This is a genomic window from Catelliglobosispora koreensis DSM 44566, from assembly GCF_000379685.1.
GTDB classification, from domain to species: domain Bacteria; phylum Actinomycetota; class Actinomycetes; order Mycobacteriales; family Micromonosporaceae; genus Catelliglobosispora; species Catelliglobosispora koreensis.
On record NZ_KB903290.1, the window covers coordinates 1 to 18694 of the forward strand.

General features: G+C 64.2%; 17 protein-coding genes and 1 pseudogene. 10 read left to right on the plus strand and 8 right to left on the minus strand.

Annotated features, from left to right (window positions below):
• Both A3E1_RS0129975 and A3E1_RS0129980 read left to right on the plus strand, forming a co-directional pair.
• Window positions 1-2322 (plus strand): RICIN domain-containing protein (locus tag A3E1_RS0129975; protein WP_020524502.1); only part of this gene is annotated, 2322 nt, incomplete at its 5' end.
• A gap of 68 nt (window positions 2323-2390) precedes the next feature.
• Window positions 2391-2723 carry a hypothetical protein gene (locus A3E1_RS0129980; RefSeq protein WP_020524503.1) on the plus strand — a complete coding sequence of 111 codons (333 nt, stop codon included), beginning with the start codon at window positions 2391-2393 and terminating at the stop codon, window positions 2721-2723.
• A gap of 39 nt (window positions 2724-2762) precedes the next feature.
• Here A3E1_RS0129980 and A3E1_RS0129985 read toward each other — a convergent pair whose 3' ends face one another.
• The gene (locus tag A3E1_RS0129985; RefSeq protein WP_040392293.1) at window positions 2763-3356 is read right to left on the minus strand and encodes an MBL fold metallo-hydrolase; all 594 of its coding nucleotides are present in this window, start codon (window positions 3354-3356) and stop codon (window positions 2763-2765) included.
• Window positions 3357-3431: 75 nt separating this feature from the next.
• Between A3E1_RS0129985 and A3E1_RS0129990 the strand changes: the two genes are divergently transcribed.
• The 4 genes from A3E1_RS0129990 to lexA all read left to right on the plus strand — a co-directional run bounded on the left by A3E1_RS0129990 (window position 3432) and on the right by lexA (window position 6820).
• Window positions 3432-4373: a GlxA family transcriptional regulator gene (locus tag A3E1_RS0129990; protein WP_020524505.1), complete on the plus strand. Its 942-nt coding sequence runs from the start codon at window positions 3432-3434 to the stop codon at window positions 4371-4373.
• A gap of 75 nt (window positions 4374-4448) precedes the next feature.
• Complete coding sequence (locus A3E1_RS0129995; protein ID WP_020524506.1) at window positions 4449-5417, plus strand: alpha/beta hydrolase; 969 nt, start codon at window positions 4449-4451, stop codon at window positions 5415-5417.
• 62 nt (window positions 5418-5479) lie between these two features.
• Window positions 5480-6139 carry a class I SAM-dependent methyltransferase gene (locus tag A3E1_RS0130000; RefSeq protein WP_020524507.1) on the plus strand — a complete coding sequence of 220 codons (660 nt, stop codon included), beginning with the start codon at window positions 5480-5482 and terminating at the stop codon, window positions 6137-6139.
• 51 nt (window positions 6140-6190) lie between these two features.
• On the plus strand, window positions 6191-6820 hold the full coding sequence (gene lexA, locus A3E1_RS0130005; RefSeq protein ID WP_020524508.1) for a transcriptional repressor LexA: 630 nt from the start codon (window positions 6191-6193) through the stop codon (window positions 6818-6820).
• On the opposite strand, the gene A3E1_RS0130010 is transcribed toward lexA, so the two are convergent.
• On the minus strand, window positions 6821-7060 hold the full coding sequence (locus A3E1_RS0130010; RefSeq protein WP_020524509.1) for a hypothetical protein: 240 nt from the start codon (window positions 7058-7060) through the stop codon (window positions 6821-6823). It lies immediately after the preceding gene.
• 251 nt (window positions 7061-7311) lie between these two features.
• On the opposite strand from A3E1_RS0130010, the gene A3E1_RS0130015 reads away from it, so the two are divergent.
• Together A3E1_RS0130015 and A3E1_RS0130020 are read left to right on the plus strand one after the other, a co-directional pair.
• On the plus strand, window positions 7312-7704 hold the full coding sequence (locus A3E1_RS0130015; RefSeq protein ID WP_083929702.1) for a S1 family peptidase: 393 nt from the start codon (window positions 7312-7314) through the stop codon (window positions 7702-7704).
• A 50-nt stretch (window positions 7705-7754) separates the two neighbouring features.
• On the plus strand, window positions 7755-8549 hold the full coding sequence (locus A3E1_RS0130020; RefSeq protein WP_020524511.1) for a hypothetical protein: 795 nt from the start codon (window positions 7755-7757) through the stop codon (window positions 8547-8549).
• Here the strand turns inward: A3E1_RS0130020 and nadE are convergent.
• The 4 genes and pseudogenes from nadE to A3E1_RS42840 form a co-directional block, all read right to left on the minus strand.
• The gene (gene nadE, locus A3E1_RS0130025; protein ID WP_020524512.1) at window positions 8546-9370 is read right to left on the minus strand and encodes an ammonia-dependent NAD(+) synthetase; all 825 of its coding nucleotides are present in this window, start codon (window positions 9368-9370) and stop codon (window positions 8546-8548) included. The genes A3E1_RS0130020 and nadE overlap by 4 nt on opposite strands.
• Window positions 9367-9544: pseudogene (locus A3E1_RS47440) on the minus strand (SMP-30/gluconolactonase/LRE family protein); the annotation flags it as partial. The gene nadE and the pseudogene A3E1_RS47440, both read right to left, overlap by 4 nt.
• A gap of 136 nt (window positions 9545-9680) precedes the next feature.
• A complete protein-coding gene (locus A3E1_RS0130035; protein ID WP_020524514.1) occupies window positions 9681-11723 on the minus strand; it encodes a glycoside hydrolase family 27 protein in 2043 nt (680 codons plus the stop codon).
• Between the two features lie 211 nt (window positions 11724-11934).
• On the minus strand, window positions 11935-13641 hold the full coding sequence (locus A3E1_RS42840) for a DUF5107 domain-containing protein (RefSeq protein WP_020524515.1): 1707 nt from the start codon (window positions 13639-13641) through the stop codon (window positions 11935-11937).
• A 126-nt stretch (window positions 13642-13767) separates the two neighbouring features.
• On the opposite strand from A3E1_RS42840, the gene A3E1_RS0130045 reads away from it, so the two are divergent.
• The gene (locus A3E1_RS0130045) at window positions 13768-14811 is read left to right on the plus strand and encodes a substrate-binding domain-containing protein (protein WP_020524516.1); all 1044 of its coding nucleotides are present in this window, start codon (window positions 13768-13770) and stop codon (window positions 14809-14811) included.
• Between the two features lie 79 nt (window positions 14812-14890).
• A complete protein-coding gene (locus A3E1_RS0130050) occupies window positions 14891-16798 on the plus strand; it encodes a glycoside hydrolase family 5 protein (protein ID WP_020524517.1) in 1908 nt (635 codons plus the stop codon).
• Between the two features lie 52 nt (window positions 16799-16850).
• Here the strand turns inward: A3E1_RS0130050 and A3E1_RS0130055 are convergent, their stop codons facing one another.
• Window positions 16851-17915 carry a Gfo/Idh/MocA family protein gene (locus A3E1_RS0130055; protein ID WP_020524518.1) on the minus strand — a complete coding sequence of 355 codons (1065 nt, stop codon included), beginning with the start codon at window positions 17913-17915 and terminating at the stop codon, window positions 16851-16853.
• Complete coding sequence (locus A3E1_RS0130060; protein WP_020524519.1) at window positions 17912-18592, minus strand: ThuA domain-containing protein; 681 nt, start codon at window positions 18590-18592, stop codon at window positions 17912-17914. Before A3E1_RS0130060 ends, A3E1_RS0130055 begins: the two co-directional genes overlap by 4 nt.
• Window positions 18593-18694 lie beyond the last annotated feature (102 nt).

Genomic DNA, 18694 nt, shown 5'->3' on the forward strand with positions numbered 1-18694 from the left:
GTCCCGCCGAACCTGTCCACGCACTGGCAAGGCTACGCGCCACTGGACTGGCGCCCAGGGCAGAGCATGCTCGACTCCGCCAGAACAGCCGGTAACACCAACGATCTGCGTGGCAAGATCCTGCGTATCCACCCGGAAACCAATGGCACCTACACGATTCCGGCCGGGAACCTGTTCCCCCAGGGCACCGCGCAGACTAAGCCCGAGATCTACGCGATGGGCTTCCGCAACCCATTCCGCTTCGATGTCGACCAGCAGACCGGATGGCTCAACGTCGCCGACTACGGCCCCGACCGCGGCTGCTGCACCACCAACCGCGGCCCCGAAGGCCTAGTCGAGCTCAACGTCATCAAACAAGCCGGCAACTTCGGCTGGCCGTTCTGCCACGGCAACAACCAGCCGTACGCACCGTACAACCCCGACACCGGTGTGGTGGGCGCGAAGTTCAACTGCAACGCCCCCGTCAACGACTCACCCAACAACACCGGCCTGCGCAACCTGCCACCACTCGTGCAACCGCAAATCTGGTACGGCTACGGCGCTTCGGCCGAGTTCCCCGAGATGAGCACGGGCGGTGCCGGTCCCATGGGCGGGTCTGTCTACCGCTACAACGCCGCCAGCACCTCGGCGACGAAATTCCCGGCCTACTACAACGGAACGCACTTCTTCTTCGAGTGGATGCGTAACTACATCAAGGAAATCCATTTCGATAGTTCCGGGAACCTGGTGAAAATCAACCCGTTCCTGCCCGGCGTCACGTTCGTCAAACCGATGGCGATGCGCTTTGGGCCGGACGGGGCCATGTATCTGATCGAGTGGGGATCAGGCTTCGGCGGCGGAAACGCCGACTCGGGTCTTTACCGCATCGATTACGTACGCGGTAACCGTGCCCCGGTCGCCAGAGCGAGCGCGACACCGACCAACGGCATCACGCCACTTAACGTCGCCTTCTCCAGCACGGGTTCCAGCGATCCCGACAGTGGCGACACCATCACCTACGCGTGGGACTTCGACGGCAACGGCACCACCGATTCCACCGCCCCCAACCCGTCATTCACCTACACCACCAACGGAAACTATTCCGCCCGGCTTACCGTGCGCGATAGTGGCGGGCTCACCAACGTCGCCGCTATCCCGATCACGGTCGGCAACCGTGCTCCGACGGTGAACATCACGATGCCTCCCAACGGTGGCATGCTCGACTTCGGGCAGAACGTCGCTTACACCGTAAGCGTTTCCGACCCCGAGGACGGGACGATCAACTGCAGCCGCGTCATCATGAACCCCGCCTTGGGCCACGATGACCACGCCCACCCGACAACCGACATGCCGGGATGTTCGGGAACCGTTGACACCACCATCCTTGGCGGTCATCCGGACGGAGCCAACCTGTTCTATCTGTTCAACGCCCGCTACACCGACAACGGCAACGGCTCGGTGTCTCCGCTGACCGGATATGCCTCGGCGGTCCTTCAGCCTAAGCACAAGCAGGCTGAGTACTTCACGGCACAGTCCGGCATCCGGGTCGTCGCACAGGCCGGCGCCGAAAGCGGAAACCGCATCGGGGACATCAGCAACAACGACTGGATCATGTTCAGCCCGATGAGCCTGCAGAACATCAACACGCTGAGCTTGCGGGTGTCGTCTCCCAACGGCGGCTCAACAGTCGAGTTGCGTGCTGATTCACCCACGGGCCAGCTTCTGGCCACCGTGCCAGTTCCCAACACCGGGGGCTGGGACAATTACCAAAACCTCGCGGCGGTACCGGTTTCAGCCCTCTCCGGGACGCATAACCTGTATTTCGTCTTCAAGTCCTCGCAGAACAACTCGTTCGATGTGGACTCGTTCACGTTTGGCGGGGCGGGCGTGGGAACCACGCCAAGTGGTGGCATCGCGGGCAAGACCTACACGATGACCGCCCAGCACAGCAGCAAGCTCGCCGACATCAGTGGGGTGTCCACCGCGGACAACGCGGCGGCGATCCAGTGGGCCGCGACGGGCGGCAACAACCAGAAGTGGCAAGCCGTCGACGCGGGCGGCGGTTACGTCTACCTCAAGGCTGTGCACAGCGGCAAGTGCCTGGCCGCCTCCGGTGGCTCCAGCGCTGATGGTGCCACGATCGTGCAGCTGACGTGTAACAACCAAAACAACCAGAAGTGGGAAGCTGTGGCGACGACAACCGTTGGGGTGTATGCCCTTAAGGCGGTTCACAGCGGCAAGTGCCTCGACGTCAACGGCGGCTCAACCGCCGACGGCGCGGCTCTGATCCAATGGACCTGTCACACCGGCCAAAACCAGCGCTGGCGCTTGACCGTCGTCTGAGTTGTTTCGTGGGCCCGGCTAATTCAGCCGGGCCCACGCTTGGCTCTGTCCACAGTAGACTGCCGGGGATGCGAAGCAGGATCAGTGGCGCAAGTGTTGCTGTTGGCGGGCACGTCCTGGCGTTGATTGTCTGCGCCGTGCTCGCTTTGGCGTTCGCCGCGCCGGATAACGCCTATGACGAGGACCGCACGTGGTTCTTTCTCTACGGCATGCTGCTAGCCGAAATCGTGCTGCTCATAGCTGTGCCGCTGGTATCGCGCACCCGGCGGCCGGTAGGCAAGGGCATGCTTCTCGGCTGGGGCGCCGGTCTGCTGGTGATGCCGTTGGCTGTGCCGCTCGTCTGGTCGTGGGTCATCCACCCAGGCGGCTCGCCTATGTGGATCGCGTCGCTTTTCATGTGATCGGCGGGTTTGAATTGACGCTCCGGCCGAGGCGGAGGACTAGACCGGGGTTGTCGTGGTTGGACGGAACGGTCCGCCATGTCCCGGGACGATCACGTCGGCGACGGCGAGGATGCGTTTGCGGCTTAGCGCCAGCTGCTCGCGGTCGGGGGTGATGGGATCGTCGGCCGGGCCGTCTGGCCGCCACCACACGTCGCCGGCGAAGGCGACGATGCCCTCTGACGTGCCGGCGAGCAGCGTGATGTCCTCGCGGCTGTGGCCGGGCGTGCTGATCAGGCGCAGCGATGCTGTGAACTCGTAGCCCTCGGCGGGGCGGTCAGTCCAGTGGTGGCCGTGGTAGATCGCGTGATGGTCGTGCATGCGGGCGTTGCCGAACAGGCCAGCGTTGACGATGTTGTCCGGGTGGTGGTGGGTCAGGATCACGTCGGTGATGTCGGCGGCTGACAGGCCAAGGGCGGCCAGGGGTTCGAGGATGTTTGACTGGCTGGCGACCATGCCTGGGTCGACGATGAGGTGGAACTCGCCGTCGGTGACATAGGAGACCGTTGCGGCCACGCCCGGCCCGGTCGAGCTGGTGTAGCCGGTGTTGAGGATGTGGTAGGCCGCGGTGCGGGCCAGGGGTGCGTCGGTCATGGTGACGATCATGCACCGTGTGAGCTCAGACCCGAAACTGGCACGATTGCCAATGTGCGCGGGTATCGTGCCAGAGTGCCGTTTCAGTCGATCGCCGCCTACGCGCCCGCGGGCGTGACCATGCTCAGCCTCGGGCTGGTGGGGGAGTTGTTCAGCCCCCGCCCGGGGTTGCCGCCGTTCACGTTTGCTTTGTGCTCGGATCAGGCGGGCAGCGTACCCACTGATCTCGGTCTTGGGGTTGAAGTTCATGCGGGCCTGGAGGCGATGGCGCGGGCGGATCTCGTGCTCGCGTTGCCTGGCAACGAGTTTCGGGCCGACCCGGCACCTGGTGCTGTGGCAGCCTTCCAGAACGCGCATGAGCGTGGTGCGATCGTGGCGAGCATCTGTGTCGGGGCGTATTTGCTTGGTGCGGCTGGGCTTCTGGACGGCCACCGGGCCACGACGCACTGGCGGTTCGCGGCGCTGCTGGCGCAACGGCATCCGCAGGTCGATGTCGACGCCGATGTGCTTTACGTCGATGAGGGCCGGATTCTTACCGGAGCTGGCGCGGCCGCGGGTGCGGATCTGTTGCTGCACCTGGTGCGGCGTGAGCATGGAGCCGCCGCGGCTAACGCGATCGCGCGGGACATGGTGATCCCGCCGCATCGCGAGGGCGGCCAGGCGCAGTTCGTGTCGTCGCCGGTGCCGGGCAGCGGCGACGACCGGATGGCGAAAGTCCTTGACTGGGCGCGTAGCCGGCTCGATCGCAAGTTGACCATTGACGATCTCGCGGGGCACGCGCTGATGAGCAAGCGCACGTTTATCCGTTCCTTCAAAGCATCCACTGGTACTACACCGAACGCCTGGCTGGTCGCCGAGCGCCTGCAACGGGCCGAGGATCTCCTCGAGACAACGGCACTGTCCATAGAGGAGGTTGCCCGTCAGGTCGGCTACGCGAGCGCGGCGGTGTTACGTGAGCAGTTCACGGCCCGGCGTGGAATTTCGCCGCAAATGTACCGGCGGACGTTCCGGTCGTAAGAAGTAGTAGTACAAATAGGACAGAAATCGATTTACGGGTTCCGTTCTGAAACTTTTCTTCATACCCTGGCATGCATGAGCATCACTTCGAAAACAAGCCGGCGGGCGCTTTTGCTGGGCTCGGCTGGCCTGGTTGGCGGCGCACTGGCCGCACCCCTGCCCGCCAGTGCCGCTGGTGACGGTCATGGCCTGCGCATCGTGGACCGCAACGAAAACGGCGGCCGCCTGCAGTATTACCGGTTCGCCACCGACGCGATCGCGTGGGACCCGGCGGTCAACGTGCTGCTGCCTGACGGATACCACTGGAGCGGAAAACGATATCCCGTGCTATATCTGCTGCATGGAGGCAACGCGGACTTCCGTACCTTCCATATGCAGGACAACATCATCAACCTGACGGCGGGCAAGGAAATCATCGTCGTCATGCCCGACGCGTCCACCGGGTGGTATTGCAACCCGGTCGGCAGCAACACCGGCCCGCGCAACTGGGAGACGTTCCACATCGGACAGTTGCTGCCGTGGATCGAGTCGAACTTTCGCACCTTCCCCGAATACAACGGCCGTGCCGTGGCCGGTTTCTCGATGGGCGGGTTCGGGGCGCTGAAATACACGGCTAAGTACTACGGGCATTTCTGTTCGGTCAGTTCACATTCGGGGCCGGCGAGCCTGCGCCGCGACTTCGGCCTTGTCGTGCACTGGGCCAACGCGACTTCCGCGGCGCTCGACCTTGGCGGCGCAACCGTATATGGCGCACCGTTCTGGGACGAGGCCCGCGTCAGCGCTGACAACCCGGTGCAGCGCATTGGCAGTTACCACAACAAGCGCATCTTCCTGGCCGCTGGCACCTCACCGGATCCTGTCAACTGGTTCGATTCCGTCAACGAAACACAGGTCCTCGCCGGGCAGCGGGAGTTCCGCGCCGAGCTGGGCCGGGCTGGCATTCCGCACGAATGGCACGAGGTCCCGGGTGGGCACTACTTCCGCCACGAACTGTTCGTCCACGACCTCAATGGCATGCTCGGCCGGCTGCGCCGCGCTGGATAGACCGTCCCGGGGCACCCGCGGTGGTGCCCCGGATTCTGGTTGTCCCGCAGTAAGATCAGGTTATGGATCCGCGTGACCGCGTTAACATCCTGGCTCAGGAGGCGCTGAAAGAAGGCGACCCCATCGGCTGGTTCGACCGGCTCTACACGGAAGCCACGGCAGGTGAAGCGATCGTGCCGTGGGACCGTGGCGAGCCGCATCCCCTCCTGGTCACCTGGGCACAGGCCACCAAACCGGCCAGCGCGGGGAAAAGCGCTCTGGTGGTCGGTTGTGGACTGGGCAACGACGCGGAATTCGTCAGCGCGCTCGGTTTCGCCACCACCGCTTTCGACGTCTCCCAAACGGCGATCGATAGCGCCCGTGAGCGATACCCCGAGTCCACTGTGGACTATCGCGTCGCCGACCTGCTGCACCCGCCCGCGGATTGGCACCACGCCTTCGACCTCGTGGTGGAAATCTTCACTGTCCAGGCCCTGCCCCGTGAGCTTCGGCCCGCGCTGACCGCCAGCGTCAGCCAGTTCGTCGCCGCGGGAGGAGGGCGGCTCGTCGTCATCGCCGGGCGCCAAGACGAAGGAGAATCGCTGGAAGAAGGGCCGCCGTGGCGGATGACGCACGCTGACATCGAGGCCTTCGCGGCCAACGGGCTCGACACCGTCAGCATCACCCCGGTCGAACGCCGCCCAGAGGTCATTGACTGGGTCGCGGAGTTCATCCGCCGCTGACCGGGCGCGTCACGGCCGAGCCGGGCGACGATCATGCCTTAGGCTGCCCGGGTGACTGACACCTCGTCGCTCAACCCCCGCCAGCGCAAGATCTTGGCCACCATCCAGGATTCGATTGTCCGGCACGGCTATCCGCCCACGACACGCGAGATCGCACGGGCGGTGGGGCTCAAGTCGCCGTCAGCGGTGTCGGCACATTTGAAAAACCTTGAAGAACAAGGCTTTCTGCGCCGTTCACCCGGGCTGACCCGGCCGGTTGACGTTCGCATGTTCCTTCAGCGCACAAGTCCCGAAGACGACGCCCCGGAGCCGGTGCTGGCGCCGCTGCTGGGCACCATCGCCGCCGGCGGGCCGATCCTGGCCGAACAGTCCACCGAGGAAATGCTGACCCTGCCCCGGGAACTGGTCGGCCGAGGAACGCTGTTTTGCCTTCGGGTACAAGGCGATTCGATGATCGACGCGGCGATCTGCGACGGGGACATCGTCGTGGTGCGTCAGCAGCCGGACGCGTACACCGGTGACATCGTGGCCGCGATGCTCGACGGGGAAGCGACCGTGAAGGTGTTCCGCCGCCGCAGCGGTCACGTCTACCTTGAGCCGCGCAATCCGGCTTACGACGTCATCGACGGCGACGAGGCGGTCATCCTCGGCAAGGTCGTGTCGGTGATGCGCCGCGTCTAACTACGCGGCTTTGATCAGGCCGAGTGCCCACTGCATACGCCGGCACGCGGTTTCGGGGTGCTCACCAAACTCCGCCGCGACGAGCGAGACGCATCCCTTCACGCCGCCGTTCGCGCGGAGGGTGTGGAGGATCGCGCTTCTTACTTGCTTCGAGGTTGGCTCGTCGGAGGGCTGCAGGGGACTGGCGAACAGGACTTCTGCCTTGTCGGCCGTTGTCAGGCCGGGTCTGCGGTTGGACATTCGCACACCACCTCTAACTTGCTGAAGGTGCTCGTACCTCAAATATGCGCTCCGCTGAGCGCGAACGGCATTCGGCAACACCCCTAGGTCACCCCAAAGAAGCGGTTCCTCTTCGATCCCGGGCGGGAAGGAGCCGAGCGTGGTGCAATCGAGTTAGTCAGCGATCTACCCATGAAGGGGAGGGCTGGCGATGAACCCTATGCGCTCGGGCTAACCGTCGCGGTGGTTGTGGTCGCGGCGGCAGCCGCGAGCTGAAAGCCGGAGAAGAAGTGCTCGCGCTTGGTTACCCAGAAACCATTGACCAGAGCGCGGAAACACCTCGCCTGGTCGCCGTCAGCGGGCCCGTCTCGCAACCGGATACACCAACGGTAGTCGGCAGTGACCTGCCACGCCATCCGTCGCTGATCCTGCACCAGGCGCCACTCAATCACGGCAACTCGGGCGGGCCTCTGCTCAACAGCGCCCGTGAACTTGTCGGTATCAACACGGTGACCGGAGCGGGTGCAGGCAGCGGGCAGATTCAGGGCCAGTACTACTGCGAGATCGCGCAGGCTAACGCGGGCAAAACGATTGAGGTCTACGGCGTGGAGCTGTACGGCGAGAACGCGGGCAAATACTTCAATGTCGAGGTGCTTCTGCCGTAGCTTGAGCCCGGCTGGCACACTGTCGCCCAGGACATCCACATTGGAGGCTGGTGACCTTGGTGGCAGCTGATTCCGGGCTGACGCGGCTGCTCGACGGCCTGCGCCCCTCCGAGCTGGTGTTGCGCGACTGGGTCGCCTCCCAGCTCGACTCATCGATGCTGGACGAGATAGCGGCCGCTGACTACGGGTTTGGCGTGGCCGAGTACCGCGACGCCGTCGCGGAGCTGCGTCTCGTCTCGCGCCTGCCCAGTGAGCTCATCGGGCATCCGGCGGCGGAGGTGCTGGCGCTGACTCGCTGGTCCACTGTGGACAGTTCGGAGTTGGGCCCCGAGGAAACCCGCCGGCGGCACGTGATGCGGTTGTTCTGTTGCACGTTGCTGGTGAGCGCCTCAACTTCGGATGGCAGGCCAGTCGATTCGCTGATGCCGCTGGTGGAGTCGGCCGTCGCGCTGGGGCCAGCCGCTTCTGAAGCGGCCCGCGGCTTCCTGGCCTGGTGCCGCCTCAACGAGCCGGGGGACTGGCGCGATGACCTCGCCTCACGGCCCTTCCTGACCCTCGCGCTGGTGGCGTTGTCCAGTGATTCGGCAACGGTGCCGGGCTTGATCGCTGCCTTCGCCGACGAATTGCACGATGCCCTCGACGATGAAGGACTCCTGTGGTCGCAACGCCCGATCCGTGACCTGCTGAAACTGACCGCCATGTCGGAGGCCCGCCGGATGTGGGTTCCACTCGCGGACCGGTGGCTGACCGCAGGAGACCCGCGGCTGGCCATCCTCGGCCAGGCGATCCGTGGCGACCTCGCCGCCGACGCCGAGGAGCTGCGGTCCTTGCTGCGGCAGGCCTAGGGCTGCGGAGCGATCGGCGGGTTTCGTTTGTGGACGGTGAGCTGATAGCGGGCGACGATCGCGTCGGCGACCTCCGGGCTCACGTGCTGGCCCTCCAGGAAGTCATCGATGCTGGCGTAGCTCAGCCCCAGTGAGTCTTCGTCTGCCTTACCGGGCGCGAGATCTTCCAGATCGGCGGTAGGTGTCTTGTGTACCAAGCGATCCGGTGCCCCGAGCGTGCTAGCGATGGCGCGAACGCGGCGCTTGGTCAGCCCGGCCAGCGGCAGGATGTCGGCCGCGCCGTCTCCGTGCTTGGTGAAGAACCCGGTCACCGCTTCGGCGGCGTGATCGGTGCCGACGACAAGACCATCAAGTGCCCCGGCGACCGCGTATTGGGCGATCATTCGCTGCCGGGCCTTGATATTGCCAAGGACAAAGTCTTGCTGGTACGCGTCGCGGAAGGTGAACCCGGCGGTTAACAGGGCCTGCAAGGCGGCGTCGCTGGCGGGCCGGACGTCGACGGTCAGCACGGTGTCGGGCTCGATGAACGTGAGGGCCAGCTGGGCGTCGTCCTCGTCTCGCTGCGTGCCATAGGGCAGCCGCATCGCGACAAACGTGGCCTGGCCGCCGTCGCGGCGGACTTCTTCCACAGCGCGCTGGCACAGCTTGCCGGCGCAAGCCGAGTCGACACCGCCGCTGATGCCCAGGACGAGTGCTTGACGGCCTGTCGAAAGGAGCCGCTCAGCCAGGAACCGGGCACGCCGGTCAGCTTCGGCGGCGGCGTCGAATCCGGTGGCTACCGTCAATTCTTCGGCGATCTGTTGCTGCCATTGCGCTGTCACGCGTGCACCTCTGTCTGCTGTGGATACTTGGCTCCGTTGACGGTCACGCGCAGCGCGCACAGGCTGGTGCCTGCCGTGATGAACAGGTGGTTGCGCTTGGGTCCGCCAAAGGTGAGGTTAGCAATGGATTCGGGCAAGCAGCAGTTTGCCGATCAGCGTGCCGCCGGATGTGAAGCGACGGCAGCACCGGCTCGCCGCTGCCGTCCCCGGCGCCTTCGACGTTGCTGCGTTTTGACGGCCTCAATGACCTGCTTCAAGCAGGTCTGGGAACAGAACAAGTTCCCAGATCCTGCTTCCGCTTTCGCTCGGGTCAGCTCGCCTTGACGGCGAAGATGCGCGCGTTCGGCGCGTCTGGCAGGGTGATTGACCGCAGGGTCTTACCGGCGGTGATCGGCACCGATCTGGTGTAGACGCAGAATCCGGTGCTGGTGTCGGTCAACCCGTTGGTGTCGTTGCGCCCGAACACCCGGAACGCGACGGTCGCGGGGTAGGCCGTCGCCGGCGCACAACTCCAGCTAGGGAATCCCCACGCCGCAGTGCTCGAGGTGCCATCGGAGTAATTGAGGCGGATGGTTCCGCCAGATTCGCCGATGCCGGAGGTACCGAGGAAGTTCACCTGGGTTCCGGAAAACTGCGAGTCGATCGTCTGTCCGGTCGGTTTGATGGAGTCGAACTGACCAGACGTCGTGTTCGGCCAGACGTAAGCGACGCCGCCGATCGTGACCGTCTGGCCCGCCCGCACACTTAGCGCGCTTCCGTTGGGCAGCTGGGTGTTGTTGGCCAGGCGGTCTGATGAGAGGGTCCGGCCGCTGGCGTCCAGGCTTCCCGCGGTGGGCGCGTCGCCATCGGTGATCGCGGTGGAGTTGCGCGAGGTGGAACCGTTGGCGCCAAAGGTCCACGCGGTGTGGAATGAGGCGCTAGCCGGCTTGAGCCGGTACATGACCGCGGTTCCCGCCGGGACCGTGACGCTGAAGTTGCCGTTGGCGTCAGGGGATACAGCGGGCCCATTGATCGCCGTGAGCGAGAACGTGCGCGCGGTTGTTCCGATAACCGTCCCGCTTGTTGTCGCGGTGACCGCTGAAGTGTTCGACCGGTTCATGATGGCGACGGCGTAGTCGCCGTTGCTCAACGGTTTGGCGAACACGTCGTATCCGGTGCCCCGGGCGACACGCTTGGCTGTCGCCGCTAGCGCGTCCTGGCCGACCGCGATAATGCCGGGCTTGTTCATGAGGCTGGCTTGTGCGGAGGAGATCGCGCCGCTGGCGTTGGAGTTACGGATCATCGCGACCATGTGGCTGTTCTGCATCGCCCACATGACATAGCCGCCAAGCTTGTTATCGGTCGTGAGGACGGTGTCGTCAAAGTACAGCCGGTCGGGATCGAGGAAGTGACCCTGCTTGCCGAAGGGGCGCAACCCTTCGATCATATCGACGAGGGTGGTGGTCAACCCCCAGCTTGTTCCACCGACGTCGCCGCCGACGCGGTAGGCGTGCCCGGCGGGCACGATGCTGTTCATCATGCGCTGGAAAAGCGGCGTGGGGAAATTGTCGTTGTCCCAGTTCGCATATGCCGGTGCGGAGATGTTCAGCACCATCGCCCTGCGCTTGCTGGGATCGGGGTCAGCCTTGATCGCGTTGATAGCGTTCGCTGCCCGGCGTGATGACTCGATCGCCGTGTTGATCTCAAGGTCGCTATCGAGGACGGTGAAGCAGCATTTGTTGGTCGTGTTCGGCTCACCGCAGTAGTCGAGCTTGATGTAGTCGGCGCCGACGCTGGCGAAGAACCTGAAGTCGGTCTCGAAATGGTCGAAGCTTCCGGGTGCGGCGGGGTGTCCGCTGCTGCCGTAGTCGCACATGTACTTGCCGCCGCTGGCGTATACGCCGAAGAACAGTCCCTTGCTGTGCAGGTAGTCGCCAACATCCTTGAGGCCGTTGGGATACTTCGCCGGCGATGGGATCAGGTTGCCCGTCGTGGTGTTACGTCCGTTGCTGCAATTGGGCACCACCGTAGCGGCGGTGTCCCAGTCGGTGCAGTCGGACCGCACGGCCCAGGTGTCGTCGAACGAGACCGTGTTCCAGCCCAAGGTGGCGAGGCCGGTGGCGACGGCGTCATCGGCCGTCTTCTTCATGCTGGCCGCGGTGGTTCGAGTCCAGGATTCTGAACGCAGAATCATGCGCGGTGTTTTGGCATAGGAGTGATCGATGTTGACGGTGTCGGCCGGGACTGTTCGCGACAGTGCGGTCGCTGATTGCGCGGTGATCGTTATGGCTAAGGCACTGACAGCCACCGCTGCGGTAAGAAATGCGATGACTCTGCGGTGGGAGCCGTAGACGAGGAGCTTGGAGGGATCCATACGGAACTCCTTGATATTCGGGCGATGTTGAGGGACTGGCAATAGGAACCCCGTCCAATGCCCCGGCCCGGGTATCCGGAGGCTTCGGTGGTGACATCTTGCGACCGCTTTAGATCAGAGTCAAGATTTTTGTAGCAAATGATCGGATGGGCGATCGAATGAGCGAACGATCAACCTTTCTGATCATATCTAGTGCTGCCTACACAGGGGTTCAGAAGTCACCGCTGGGCCGGTCGTCAAGTGCGACGCCGGCGTTGAGAAGCCGGGAGGCCCGAGTCAGTTGCCCGGCGTCGACCGCAGCGCGGCATTCGGCATAACGGATTCGGCTGTCTATGCGCAGATCCGGGATGAGTCTGTCGATGAGGGAAAGCGCCTCGGCAGGCCTCCCCGCGTCAAGGAGCACCTGGATTGCTTCCACGGCAACACTTCTTGCTGTGGGCACCAAGGCGTGCGCTCCTCTGAGGAGTTCTACCTTTTGATGGATGTCGGATTCGGCGAAGGCCAGGTTGCGCATGGCCCATGGGTTCGGCGCGCTCTCATACGAACTTTTCCACGCGACGCGTCCGCCTTCGTGGTCGCCGGCCTGCCAGCGGGCTACGCCAAGGTGATACAGCGTGAACCAGTTATGCGGGGAAGCGTTTTCGAGCCTGTCTCTCCACTGTGGAGCGACCTGGTACGACGCGGGCGCCAGCCTCGGCGCGGGTGCGGGCATTGTGCCCGACCGTGCCAGGCTCAGCCAGCTCTGCTGGTCCCGGCCTAAGGTGTCGTCGTCAAACGGGGTGGCTGGCAAGCGGAGGCCTTCGAGCGCACCCCAGCCCGAGCCGGTGTGAAGGCGTTGATCCGGAACACGGTCGGCGACGGCGAGATCTATTGGGGGCACAGCCAGGTTGAGGTTTTCGCCGTCGGCGAGGCGGAAGACCTCGAGCCAGGTCCACTGGGCCTCACCTGGCATTGGCAGGTGCTCGAACTGCGTCCGGGTAAGGCCGGCCTGTATCTCCACGTAGCGCATTCCGTTAGGGGACAGCCAATCTTGCCAGCGCCGCCCACGCTCGCCGTCTCCCCAGTGGAAAAGCTTGCGGCCCTCGAGCATCGGCGTCGAAGTGTGGAGCAGCCCGATGCCCTTGGTGTCAAGCGCGGCGATGTATGGCGTTTCGCTCTCAGGAATGTCGTAGAACAAGTCGACGGGCTGAGGGAACGAAAGACTTTGCGGCGTCTTAGTTTTCCGCAGTTTCCGATCGGCCGCGACTTGCCATACCTGTGACGCTGGTGCGAGCACCCGCATGCCCGGCGTTTGAGGCACGGCGATGTTGGACCACCAGTAGACCGCGGTTTCTTTGGGGAACGGGTTCGTGACCCGGACCTGGACGCACAGCGTGGCGTCCTCGGCCCAGATGTCGAGCTGGTAGACGAGTTCTCGCATACGCTCGAACTCCCACAGCCGCAATACGTTCTTGCCCACGCGGGCGGCATGAACGGGCGAACACGTGAGCGGCGAGTGCCCGGTCGTCCCCAGATTCCATTCGACCCCGCCTGCGAACCAAGCGTTACGCAGCCCTAGGTCGGCGGGTTGCAGAATCGGGTTGCGATGCAGGAGTTCCCGGCCATAGCGCTTGTCGATCAGTGACCACATGCGGCCGCCGTAATCGAGCAGGAACTCAGCGCGAATGAACTCGTTTTCCACCACCGCTGTCTTAAGCACGGTGTTTAGGCGGTCGCGGGTGTATCTATCCTGGACGGTGTAGGGCAGCATGGTCAGTGGCCGGCCATAGGCGAGGTTTCGGGTCATTTCGATGTCGGCTTCGCCAGCGTCCATCCCTGGGCTGACGTGGCGCGGTTTACTGAAGCAGGGCAGGGGATTGTCCTGCCCTAGCCGAGCGACCGGCAGAACGATTTCGCTGAGATAGACACCGCGGCTCATAGCCGAGAGTGTCGCCACCCATCGTGATCGAAGTCAAGCAAAAGAGATCGTTCGATCGAAACTTGATCGGATAAAGGTATTCTTTGATCGACCAGTCGACTGCTACAGTGCGCCCGTGGAGGCGACATGACAGTGACGGCGACTGAGCGGCGCGCACGGATCCTGGAATTGGTCCGTGCTCAGGGCACTCTGCGCGTGGCGGATCTCGCGGCCCGGCTGGGGCAGCCGGAGGTCACCGTTCGGCGCGACGTCGCGTCGATGACCGAAGAGGGACTGCTGCACCGGACCCATGGCGCGGTCTCCGTGCCCTCATCCCACGGGTCACCGAGCTCAGTGGGCGCTGTCGGCATGCTCGTGCCAACGGCGGTCAAGTATTTCGACGAAGTGATTGACGGTGCCCGCGCAGTGGCGGCCGCGGCGGGGACCCGGCTCATTCTGGGAATTGCCCCGTATGAATCTGCCGACGATCAGTCAGCGGCTCGGCAACTGCTTGAATCGGGGGCACAAGGGTTGCTGCTGACCCCCAATTGGCCTCCGGACGGCGACTCTCGCGACTCGGCATGGATGGGCGATCTTTCGGTCCCGGTGGTTCTTGCCGAAAGAGCACCAACGCCAGGGACACCTGCGGCCGAGCTCGACTCGGTCAGCTCCAACCATGAACACGGCGTGCTGATCGCCCTTCGTCACCTGGCAGCACTCGGGCACAGCTCGATCGCACTAGCTGCCCGGCGTGACACCTGGACCGCGCACGATGTGCGCGCTGGGTATGCCACTGCCGTAAAGATCCTGGGCCTGCGTAAGCAGCCGGTCGTGGACATTCCCTCGTCCAATATGGAGGGTGTCGCCGACCAGATCGGCGGTGTTATCGCTCGCGGAACGCGCGCGGTGCTGGTGCACAACGATGACGCCGCCATCCAGCTCACCTCGCTGTTGCGTGCTCGCGGGGTGAGGATCCCGAGCGATCTTGCGCTTGTGTCTTACGACGATGTCTTTGCGACTCTGGCCGATCCACCGCTGACTGCGGTCGCGCCGCCCAAACGGGCGGTTGGCCAAGTCGCGATGGAACTGCTTCTGCGCCGTCTCAACCGCCGTGACGAGCTACCCACTCAACATGTGTCCCTTCTGCCGTCGCTCAAGGTGCGTACCTCGTGCGGCGCCGAGGTGCGCTAACCGGTCCCGTGGCTCGATGCATCTATGCGCTTCCATGTATTGTCATATGCGCATCGATTTCCTGCCATGAAAGGAAACCATGAGGGCCACACGTTTCGCTCGGCGCGCGCTCACCCTTGGCGTTGTGGTGCTGAGCGTCCTCATTGGAGCACCCTTGCCTGCCCAAGCCGTTGACCCGGCGCCTGGGCAAGCATCGGCTTCCTCCTGGACAGCACCGTTGAGCACCCGCGGAAGGTATGTCGTTGACGCGGCCGGTCAGCGCTTCAAGCTGGTGTCAGCCAACTGGAGTGGTGCGCAGGGCACGTATCTGGGCTCAGGTGACCCGGCTGATCCAGCCAACCACGCGGGCCGTTCACCGTCGCACAACATCCCGGCCGGGCTCGACCGCGTTCCACTGCCGACGTTGATCGCAGACCTGCATTCGCTAGGAATTAACAGCATCCGGCTGCCCTTCGCCAACGCCCTGATCCGTGACACCACTCCCGTGCCGGATGCGGCGGTCGCGGCGAACCCCCACCTGCGCGGCAAGACACCGCTGCAGATCTTCGACGCCGTCGTCGCCGCGCTAACCGCCGATGGCTTCGCCGTGATTCTCAACAACCACAACACGACCTACCGCTGGTGCTGTGGACTGGACGGAAACGAGCGCTGGAACAGTGGCCAGTCAACGGAGCAGTGGATCGCCGACTGGCTATTCCTGACAGCGCGTTACAAGACCAACAAGCGCGTCGCGGGAGTTGACCTGCGCAACGAGGTTCGCCGCGACACCTGGGACGACCCGAACTGGGGCTGGGGCAACGAACACGACCTGTACTGGGCCTATCAGCGCGCGGCGGAGCAGATCCTGCGGGCGAATCCGGATCTGCTTATCGTGATGGAGGGCATCAACTGGTACGGCATCCCGAATGTGCTCTTCTCCCATGGCCGCCCACATTTGAAGCCAGTGCGGAACCTTTCGCACACGCTGATGAAGTCGGACAAGCTCGTCTACGCAGCGCACTACTACGGGTTCACCGGGCCCGCCAACAGCGGTGCCGACAGTGGCTGGGGCGCCACGAGCGACCCGCGCTACCGTGACTTCACCGCTGCGGAACTGGCATCGGTGGTCAACGACGAGTCGCTCTTCGTGACCCAAGACGGCCAGCATTTCACCGCCCCTGTCTGGATAAGCGAATTCGGGGTCAGCGGCCGTGTCGAAACCAGCGCACTGGACAAAGCCTGGTTCCGTAACTTCACCGATCTGCTGGTACGCCACGACGCTGACTTCGCCTACTGGCCGGCCATCGGCTGGTCCACCAACGGTGTGCCCAACGAGACCTACGCTTTGCTGTCCTATGCCGCTGATGGCAGTCGCCTTGGCGTCAACGATCCGGGCGACTGGCGAACCGCTGACTGGAACAAGCTCCTCAACGCTCCACATAGGACAGGTTTCGTGGCCGCACCGCCGCGCTGGAACATGCTCAACCTGGATTTCGCTGACCACAACGCCTCGGAAACCATGCTGTCGCAACCGGACTGGTCCGTGGGCAACCGCAAGGGCACGTGCCCGGACAGCCAGCGCCTGGCCGGTGTGGCCCGAAGCAGCAGCCGTGGATTGTGCGGTGACCTCAACGCGCCCGCCCGCGCGACCGTCGCTCCGGTCGTCGTCAGCGACGAACGGTATGTGACCGATGGCGATTGGGCCTGGGGCTATAACAAGCTGCAGTGCCCGGCCAACTCTTTCGCTGTCGGCTATGCCGTCCGTAGCAACTCCATGGCGGCTCTCCTGTGTGCGCCGGCGTCCCGTGCGCTTTCCAAAACCGGGCGCAACGTTTGGTTCGACCATGGCGACAACCGGCCTTCCGGTGGCGGCTCGACCGCCAGCGACTGGTCCGTCGGCTACTACAAGGGCCAGTGCGCCGACAATGAGTACGTGGCGGGAGTCGCCTACACCTGGAGGTGGAACCACGGTGGCGTCCCCGACGCGCTGCTGTGCCGCCAGCTCTAACGCAGAATGGGCGGTGGGCGGTTCGCCCGCAAAGGCGAGCCGCCAACGTTCGTTACCGGCGCAGCACGCTGAACGGGACTGCCAGTGGCCGTTCAGCTTGGTGCTCAATGGGTTGCGCCCGGCCGGATGCGGCTGCCCGAAGCACCGATTCCATGATGTCGAGGATGTGGAGGGCCAGCTTGCCGCTAGCCCGGTCCTGGCCGATGAGGCCGATACCCCGGCCTCCGCCGAGGAAACCTGCCGCAGGAGCAAGCGTGGACCACTGGGCAGCGCCATTGGGCTTGAGCAGAACGTCACCGTCGAAATGGTTGGGGTCCGGGACGATGAGTGAGCCGTCCTGTCCGTGGACCTCCAGCTTGGCTGCCGCCGTGTCGACAGCATCGAAGCTCATGACAATGGTGGACAGTGCTCCGGATGCGTGGGTCAGCACGCCGGTGACATGAGTGTCGACGCCGACCGGAATCGGCTGCCCGGCACGGGGTCCGGTGGCTATCACGCGGCTGTCGCGGGAACGGCTTGAAGCGCCGATGACGGATGACACCGGCCCAAGCATGTGAACCAGGGCTGACAGGTAGTAGGGGCCCATGTCGTAGAGCGGGCCACCGCCGGGCTGGTAGTAGAAGTCGGGTTGATGATGCCAGGTCTCATGCCCAGGGGTCACCATCGTCGCGGTGGCTGCGACCGGCTGGCCGATGAGACCGTCATCGATGGCTTTACGGGCCGTCTGAATGCCGGAGCCCAAGACGGTATCCGGCGCGCAGCCCACCCGTAACCCGGCGTTCTCGGCCACAGCGAGGATGCGGTGCGCATCGGCGGTACTAGTCGCGATCGGCTTTTCGCAGTACACGTGTTTGCCGGCGGTGAGGATCTCGATGGCGACCTCGGCGTGCGCCGCCGGCACAGTGAGGTTCAGAACCGTGGCTATGGAGGGGTCAGCCAGCAGTTCACTGACCGGGACAGCTTTCGTGCCGTGCACCGCGGCGAACGCTTTGGCGCGGGACGGTTCGAGGTCAGCGACCGCGATGAGATCCAGCAACGGCAGGCGTTTTAGCGTGCCAGCGTATTGCGTGGCGATAGTTCCGCAGCCGATGATGCCGATGCCCTGTGCCTGGCTCATTCGGTGTCCTTCGTGGCTGCCCACAGCAGGCCTCTTTCGATGATGGTACGGACGGAAGGGTGCTGCAGAACGGCGGTGGAATGTCCTGGGGTAGCGGCAAAGATCCTGCCGCGGCCCCACTGGCGTGTCCAGATCGCTGGCGAGGTGACCTCACGGTGCCACGGGTCACCGTCCGAACAGGACTGAGTGGTTGTCGCGAGCACATCGATGTAGCTGTCGGCGAGAACCCAGTATTGCTCGGTTACGAGGTCAAAGTCGCTGAGACCTGTGGTAATCGGATGCTCTTTGCCAGCAGGGGTCATCCGGATGGTGTGGCGGACCGATTGCCCGCCCTCCGGGCCAGGATGAGCGGCGAACTGGGCACCGGTCAGGTGCAGGTATCCGCTCGCGTTGCGGAAACTGTCAATGATGCCGCCGTGCCATCCCGCTAGCCCTGTCCCGGCTTCGACAGCAGCCAGCAGAGCGTCGAGCTCCGCGGGCTCGATAGTGCCCATCGTGACGCACTGGACGATCAAGTCGACATTAGACAGATCCTCGAGGTACGCGGTGGGTGAGCCGGCGACGCGTACCTCGTAGCCATGGGCACTCAGGAAAGGGATGAATATGTCGGTGGCGTTCACCGGATCATGCCCTTCCCAGCCTCCACGGACGATGAGTGCTTTTCCGCTGTGACGCATGATTGTCGCTCCAGGTGACGTGTGGCGTGCGCCGCGGCCCTCGCCATCGCCCTACTGGCCGCGACAGAAGGCGATTACTTGTTCGCCACAAATTAGGCGGGT